Source organism: Craurococcus roseus (genome assembly GCF_039523795.1).
GTDB classification, from domain to species: domain Bacteria; phylum Pseudomonadota; class Alphaproteobacteria; order Acetobacterales; family Acetobacteraceae; genus Craurococcus; species Craurococcus roseus.
On sequence record NZ_BAAAFZ010000035.1, the window covers coordinates 1,659 to 8,955 of the forward strand.

Consider the following 7,297-nt stretch of genomic DNA (forward strand, 5'->3'; position numbering starts at 1 on the left):
GCCGCGCTGCCACGCGAGGGCGAAGCCGCCGTCGGCGAGCGCCGTCGCGCCGATCGCGGTGAACAGCACCGCCGAAGAGGGAGCCCCCTCCAGGAGGTTGGCCGTGACCGGCCCGCCGACCGGCCGGCCCTGCCCGTCATACGCCTGGAACACCACGCCGACGAACTGCGAGGCGCCTTGCGTCCAGCTCCAGGCGATGACGGAGCCGCCGCCCGCGAGCGCCAACGTCGTGCTGCCTTCGATGGAGGGCAGGAGCGCCTCGCCCGCCGGCGGGTCGAGCGGGGTGATGCGGAACTCCGCCGGCTCGCCGCTGTCGGGATCGATCGCCCGCGCCGCGCCCTGCGGCCCGGCCTGGAACGCTTGGCCTTGCAGGAATGTCGGAAAATACCGTTCGACGGTGCCGGTTTCCGGCACGAAGTCGAGCCGCTCCTCCTCCGACGTCCAGGTCACCAGGAAGCGGTCGCTCGCCAGCGCCACGACCCGCGGCGCGGTCTGGTTGCCGACTGTCGAGGTGTTGGCCTGGAACTCACCGCCGAGCTTGGCGCCGGTGCCGCTGAAAACCTGGCCTGTAACACCGTAAGAAAAGGCACCACCGAGCCCGGGCAAGGCGCCGGCATCGCCATCCGACTGCCAGACCACCACGAAACCGCCGCCGGACAGTGCGGCAACGGACGGCAGTTGCGCGCCGATCTCGGGCAGCGTGGTGTTGACCCGGAGGTCGGCGCCGAGCGCCGTGCCATCGGCACCGAAGACGCGGGCGTAGACGCTGGCGTAATCCTGCCCCGGGCGGGTTTCCGTCCAGGCCACCACGTAGCCGCCGCCGGCGAGCCGCGCCACCTGCTGCTCCCGTTGGTCGCTCGGTGCGCCGGAGCTGGCCGCGAACTCGGCGTTGGTGCCGATCGAGACCCGGTAGGTTTCGGTCAGCGTGTCGCCGGCACCGAGTTGCTGGAGGAGGTCGTTGTTGACCTCGTAGGTCCAGGTCACCGCGCCCGAGCCGGTGGCCGGCGCTTCGCCGAGCGTCGCCGCGAACTGTCCCAGCGGGGACATGGCGACCACCGCCGGATCGCTAGACACGGCCGAGACGAAGCCGGAGGTGACGCCGTGCCGCGTGCCGGCGTCAGGGTCGCTGAAGCCGAAGCCGCCCGCCGCGGTCAGGACCGGCAGTGCCGGCGGCGCGGGCACGTGCCGGTCCTCGACCAGCGCGGCCGACACCGTTCCGCCCGCGATAGCCACGGGCTCGTTTTTGTCCTGCACAGCGATGAGCAGATCGCGGGTGTAGCTGACCGAGGCGCCGCCGGCCTCGAAGGTGGCGCGGAGGGTGGCCGTGACCGAGGCCTGCGCCTCGTGGTCGAGCGTGATGCCGGGTTGCAACCGCAGCACCGGCGTTCCCCCGGTCGTGTCGACCGTGAAGCGGCCATCGGGGAGGCCGCCGTTCAGCACCTCCCAGGCCACCGCCGTGCCCGCCGGGGCGGCGACGGACAGCGCGCCGACCACGGCGCCGGCGGCGTTCTCCGCCACGCTTGCGTTGGAAAGCGCGATTCCGGCGCCGTCCAGGTCGCCGTCGCCGTCCACATCGCCGACCCCGGCGACCGCGCCGTTCACCCGCGCGGCCAGCGCCGCGCCGGTGAAGGCGTCCACCACGCCTTGCAGCGCGGCGGGGCTCGGCGCTGCGGCGCGCAGCGCGTCCGCCGCCGCGCCGCGCGCGACGATGCCGGCCGCGGCGAGCTGCACCAGCGCTTGCAACGGGTCCGGCGCCGCGGCGAAGCGGGCGGCGGCCGAAGCGTTGCTCGCGGCCGCGACGGCGGCGCTGTCCTGCACCAGATCGCTGCCGGCCGCGCCGAGGCCGAGCGATTGGGCGAGGCCGGCGAGGTCCGAAGGATGCGTCAGGTCGACCCGCCCGCCGCCCAGGCCCATGATCCGCGACGCGAGCACGCCGAACGGGTCGAGGCCGACGAGGCCGAAGCCCTCCCCGGCGGCTTGGAGCAAGGTTAGGGTATCGATCACCTGCGCCCCCGACAGCACGGTCGCGCGCGCCGCGGCGTTGCCCGCGAGCATGCCCTGGATCGGGTCCAGCGAGGTCAGGTCCAGGCCCGCCGGCAGCCCGAAGGCGCCCAGCACCGCGTCCCGTGCCGCCGGCACGTCACCGCCGTTCATCGCCGCGATCCGCGCGACGAGCGTGGTGAGCGGCGAGACGACGGTGGAGCCCGCCGGGGCCTCCAGCGTGAAGCGGGACGCCAGCAGCGTGGCGGTGTCCAGGCCGCCCCGCAGCACCAGCGCGCCGCCCGGTCCGGCGAGGGAGAAACCGCCGGCCGGGCCGGTGGTGGTGCTGGCCTCGCCGGTGTCGAGCACCCGGTCGCCGTCCGCGTCCCAGAACAGGGTGCCGCCGGCGATGTAACCGTCCACCGCCACGCCGCTCGCTGCGTTGCCGGCCAGCAGGTCGGCGAGGCTGAAGGTGCCGTCGGCGAAGCGGAACAGCTCGACGTTCTTCAACTGGTCCACGCCGTCCGCGCCGAAGCGGGCGTGGCTGACCGTGACCGTGCCGGCCGCGGCGTCGAAGGAGGCCGTGTAATCCGCCCGAATGCCGCGGAACACGGCGGTGTCCGTCCCACCGGCGCCGTCCAGGGTGTCGTTGCCGCCGCGCCCTTGCAGGACGTTGCCGCCGCCATCTCCCGTGATGGCGTCGGCCGCTTCGCCGCCCGTGGCGTTCTCGATGCCGGTGAAGGTGTCTTCGGCCGCGAAGGCGCCGGCCGGCCGCGTCGCGCCGGTCGCCGGGTCGCGGCCGCTGCGCACGGTGCCGGCCGCGAGGTCGATCCGGAAGCGCGAGAATTCGCCCTGCGTCGAGACGGTGTCGGAGCCCGCGCCGCCCGCCAGGACGTCGACGCCGAAGCCGCCCATCAGGAGGTCGTCTCCGTCTCCGCCCAGGAGGCTGTCGTCCTCGCTGCCGCCGAGCAGGGTGTCGTCGCCCTTCTCGCCGGAGAGCGTGTCGTTCTCCGAGCCGCCGAGCAGGACGTCGTTGCCGAGGCCGCCGTGCAGCTCGTCTTCCAGCACGCGGCCGTCGATCGCGTCGTCGCCGGTGGTGCCGACCAGCACGTCCCGCGGCGCGCCGTCGCGCGGGCCGATGATCGGCTCGCCCGGCGTGCGGGTGTCGAGCAGGGCGCCGACGATGCCGCTCGCGTCCGCGCCGGGGCCCGACTGGCCCTCCGCCGCGATGACGATCCGCCCGTCGTCGAGCGGCGCGGCGGAGAAGCCGCCCGCGCCGTTGCCGGATAGCGAGACCGGCGCTTGGAACGCGACGAAAGCTTGGCCGACCTTGTGGCCCGCGCCGTCGAAGTGCTGGCCGTGGACCGTGGTCGCTCCCCCGACCACCGCCTCCACGAACATGGTGAAGGCGGTGCCGTCGAGGTCGGTCGCCACCAGCGAAACGTCGCCTATGGTCCCGGCCGGCATGGCGCCGAAGGAGACCACGTCGGAGCGCGTCCACGCGCCGCCGCTGCCGGTGTAGAGCTGCGCCTTGAAGACGCCGCCCTGCATGTAGGCGACGGCGAAGTTGAAACCGAGCCCGACGACCTGCTGTTCGGTCCCGGCGTCGATGCCGGTCGCGGCGTCAATCACCGGCCGGCTCGCGTCGAAGGCGGTGATGCCGGTGGCGGTGTTGAAGGCCGGGATGAGAATCTTCACCTTGACGGTGCCGCCCTCGATCCAACTCGCCACCACCTCGCCGTCGTGCAGCGTGCTCAGGGAGGCGTTGCGGCCCGCGGCAGAAAGTTCATAGGCGGCGCCGTCGTCGGCGGAACCGACGCCGACGAAGCCGTCGAGGCCGACCGACGCCGGCGCGCGCTCGCCGGCCACGCCGACGTCGAAGCCGTCGATGGCGCGGACGTACAGCGTCTGCCTGTCGAGCAGGACGCGCCCGACGCCGTCCGCGCCGGCGCCTTGCGTGTAACCGACCAGGAAACCGTGCTCGGCGGTGTCGTTCGCCGCGTCCACCACCTCGTAGCCGGCGACGGCCGCGTCGCGCTGCGCCACGCCGGCCGGCGCCTGCTCCACTTGGAATTCGCCGTTACCGACCAAGCCGGTTACGGCGGAGACGAAGCGCCCCTTGATGGCGGAAGCGCCGCCTCCGACGCTCTCCTGCCACACGGCGACCACGCCGGTTTCGCCGGCCATGGCGGCGACCGGGCCGGTGACGGCGCCCACGCCGTCGGTGAGGGTGAACACCCTCGCCCCGCCGACGCCGCCGAACGCCGCGTCCGGGCGGCCTAGTGTGTCGTAGGCCTTCACCAGCACCGCGTCGCCCGACTGCCACGCAAAGGCGAAACCGCCCAGTAGCCCGACTGCGCTCGGTGCCGTTTGCGCCCCGGTCGCGGGATCGGCCGCGCCGGTCGGGTCGGCGTTCACCGTGAACGCCGCGGTGTCGTCGAGACCCCAAGGTTTGGGCGTGCCGTCCGACGCCGCAACCGACGGCAGCGCCTGGAAAAATGTGTCCATGCCGACGCGATCGGGGCCAACCGTCAGGGTCGGGCCGGCGATCTGGCTGCCGAAGGCCAGTTGCTCGAAGCCCTCGACGGTGTCCATCCCGTCGGTCGCGGCGATGCCCTGCCGCATGTCCTTGACGGTGAAGCTGCCGTCGCCGTTGACGGTGACGGAGTAGGCGCCGCGCCCGCCGCGGTAGGCAGCGGTGTCGGTGTCGATCGCCGACTGAGGCCCCGCGTCGCCGAGCCGTTCTTCCCCGCCGTCGAGCAGATCATTGCCTCCGCCGCCGTAGAGCGTGTCGTCGCCGAGGACGCCGTGCGCCTGGTCGTCGGCGGAGCGGCCGCCTCGCGTGTCGCCGCGGTCCGTCACGATGAGGTCGTCGCCCGTGGTGCCCACCAGGACGTCGACGCGGGCGTCCACGCGCCCGTCGTCGCGGGGGCGGTCGCCCACCAGCGTCACGCCGGTGGCGCGGGTGTCGATGATCTGGACGCGGATGTCGCCGCCGTCCGCGGCGTCCTGCCAGACAACGGCCGCGCGCTCGCCGACCAGCCCGGCCATGCCGCCGTTCGGCTTGGACGCGGCTTCCCCGCCCGGCGTGCCCACCACGAAGGGCGCGCCGGAGGGCATCGCGAGGGGGTCGAAGGCCTGGGCGAGGATCTGCGTGCCGTTGGCTCCGGCCACGCTGTAGCTGACCACCCCGGCGTCGCTGCCTTCGCCGAAGCCCGCGACGCTGAAGCGGCCGTCGAACCCGGCCGGCAGGGCGACGACGGTGAGGGCGGGGCCGAGCGGGGCCCAGTTGGCCGCGCCGTCGGGCAGGCCCCAGGTCTGGCCCTTGATGACCAAGCCACCGCCCTCTGCGGCGACCCAGAAGATGCCGAAGTTGCTGACGCCGAAGGCGGCGACCTTCACGCCCTGGCTGGCCGCGACGGTGGCGAAGTTCGCCAGGTTCACGCCCGGCACGTCGGTCCCGTCCGGGTTCAAGAAGCGGCCCTGGACGCGGTTGTTGCCGTCGATCCAGGCGATGACCTGCTGGCCGTCGTGCAGCGCAGCCATGCTGGGGTCGCGGCCGGCGCCGAGGACCACCGCGGCGTCGCTGCCGGTGCCGCCGCGCCCGTCGATGCCGCCGGCGACCGCGGGTTGCGGGTCGCGCAGGGCGTCGAGCGGCACCTCGAAGCGCTGCAGCATGATGCGGTCGAGCGTGGCGCCGCCGCCGGTGCCCACCGTCGAAACCCAGAGCGCGTTGAAGCCGACCGCGACGGTCTCGGCGACCGGGTCCAGGATCTGCTCCCACCCGGCCATGGACAGCTTGTCCTGGTTCAGGACGGCGTAACCGTCGGGGTCGGTGGAGCCGAGCGAAAATTCCTGCCCGACCAGGGCTTCGGGACCAATCAACCGCGCGCGGTAGAGCACCGGGCCGTCGGGTACGGCCTGCTCGCGCCATGCGGCCGTGTAGCCCTCGATCCAACCGGCGAGGACCGGACCAGAGACGATGGCGCCGGTCGCGTCGTTGAGGTCAATCGGACCGGGCAGCAGCGGGTCGGGGTTTCCCAGGCTGTCGTAGAACTTGGCGCGGATGGTCTTCGTGGCGCCGGTGCCGTTCACCCAGGCCACGGCGAAGAATTCGGCGGTGTTGTCAGCGATTGCCGGGGCCGATTGCGCGCCGTCAGGTGCGCCGCCGTCCGTCCGGTTGATTCCGACGCCATCGAGGTCCGCATTCGTCTGCGCCCAAGCGACGACCATGCCCAACACTCCGCACCAAGAAGGTTCGGAGCCGATCTAAAGTGGGTTTCTCTGCTTCGCCGCAACAATCCGGCGCGATGCGCCGTAAGCGGGCCCAAGTCACGCGCTTTATACTTTTTATTTACGAATACAATTCTCGGGGTTGGAAGCATTTCCTAGGCCGTGTGGGCGGATTCCGCGAAGTTGAATCCGGGCTGGATTCCCTTGGCGATTGATCGGTGATTCTTGGCGGGCCGGTTTCGGGAGCCGGCCATGCTGACGCGGATGGCGGAAGACGACTGGACGGTGGCGCTGGAGGTGTTCCGGGCGGCGCGTTCGCGGCGGGGCGACAAAGGGCGCGACGACCGGCGCTTCCTGGAGGCGCTGCACCACTTCGCGGTCCACAACATCGCCTGGCGGGTGCTGCCGGCCGAGTTCGGGCCCTGGAACAGCGTCTGGAAGCGCTTCTGGCGGCTGAGCCGGGCCGGCGTGTTCGAAGCGTCCTTCCAGGTGCCGGCGGCATCGAGCCCGACCGCGCACCTGGTGCAGATGCTCGACAGCACCGTGGTGCGGGCGCACGTCTCGGCCGCCGGCGCCATAGGGGGCAGCAGGGCCAGGCGCTCGGCCGCTCGCGCGGCGGCTTCGGCACCAAGATCCACTTGAAGTGCGACTGGAACGGCTTGCCGCTCGACTTCCACCTCACCGGCGGCGAGGCCAGCGACAGCCGGCAGTTCGAGACGCTGCTGGGCATAGGCTCCGACATCGACCCGCGCGCCGTCGTCACCGACAAGGGCTGCGACAGCAAGGCCAACCGGAACGCAACGCGCGACCGCGGCATCGCTCCCCTCATCCCGCACAAGGCCAACGCCAAAGGTTGGCCCGGCTTCTTCCCGAAGGCGCTCTACCGCGGCCGCGCCCGCATCGAGCAGGCCATCGGCAAGCTCAAGCGCTTCAAGCGCATCGCGCTCCGCTGCGAGAAAACCGCCGAAAACCACGCCGCCCTCGTCGCATTCGCGTGCGGCCTCATCTTGGTCAAATCCGTTCACACGGCCTAGCACTGCTTCGGCAGGTGGGATGGAAGCCGCGACCGTGGGACGCGCTCCGC

2 protein-coding genes and 1 pseudogene are annotated in these 7,297 nt (G+C 72.4%); 2 read left to right on the plus strand and 1 reads right to left on the minus strand.

What is annotated here, in order from left to right:
• Nucleotides 1-6,213: beta strand repeat-containing protein (locus tag ABD067_RS13050; RefSeq protein ID WP_343895742.1), on the minus strand; the 6,213-nt coding region annotated here is incomplete at its 3' end.
• Nucleotides 6,214-6,465: 252 nt separating this feature from the next.
• Here ABD067_RS13050 and ABD067_RS13055 point away from each other — a divergent pair.
• Both ABD067_RS13055 and ABD067_RS13060 read left to right on the plus strand, forming a co-directional pair.
• Nucleotides 6,466-6,855 (plus strand): transposase, encoded by a 390-nt coding sequence (locus ABD067_RS13055; RefSeq protein WP_343895743.1) that lies wholly within the window; start codon nucleotides 6,466-6,468, stop codon nucleotides 6,853-6,855.
• A pseudogene (locus ABD067_RS13060) lies at nucleotides 6,837-7,247 on the plus strand (transposase); the annotation flags it as partial. The gene ABD067_RS13055 and the pseudogene ABD067_RS13060, both read left to right, overlap by 19 nt.
• Nucleotides 7,248-7,297: the final 50 nt, after the last annotated feature.

Bases quoted from the DNA above. Each gene is read 5' to 3' on its own strand.
- ABD067_RS13055 (WP_343895743.1), top strand. From the start codon at position 6,466: ATGCTGACGCGGATGGCGGAAGACGACTGGACGGTGGCGCTGGAGGTG.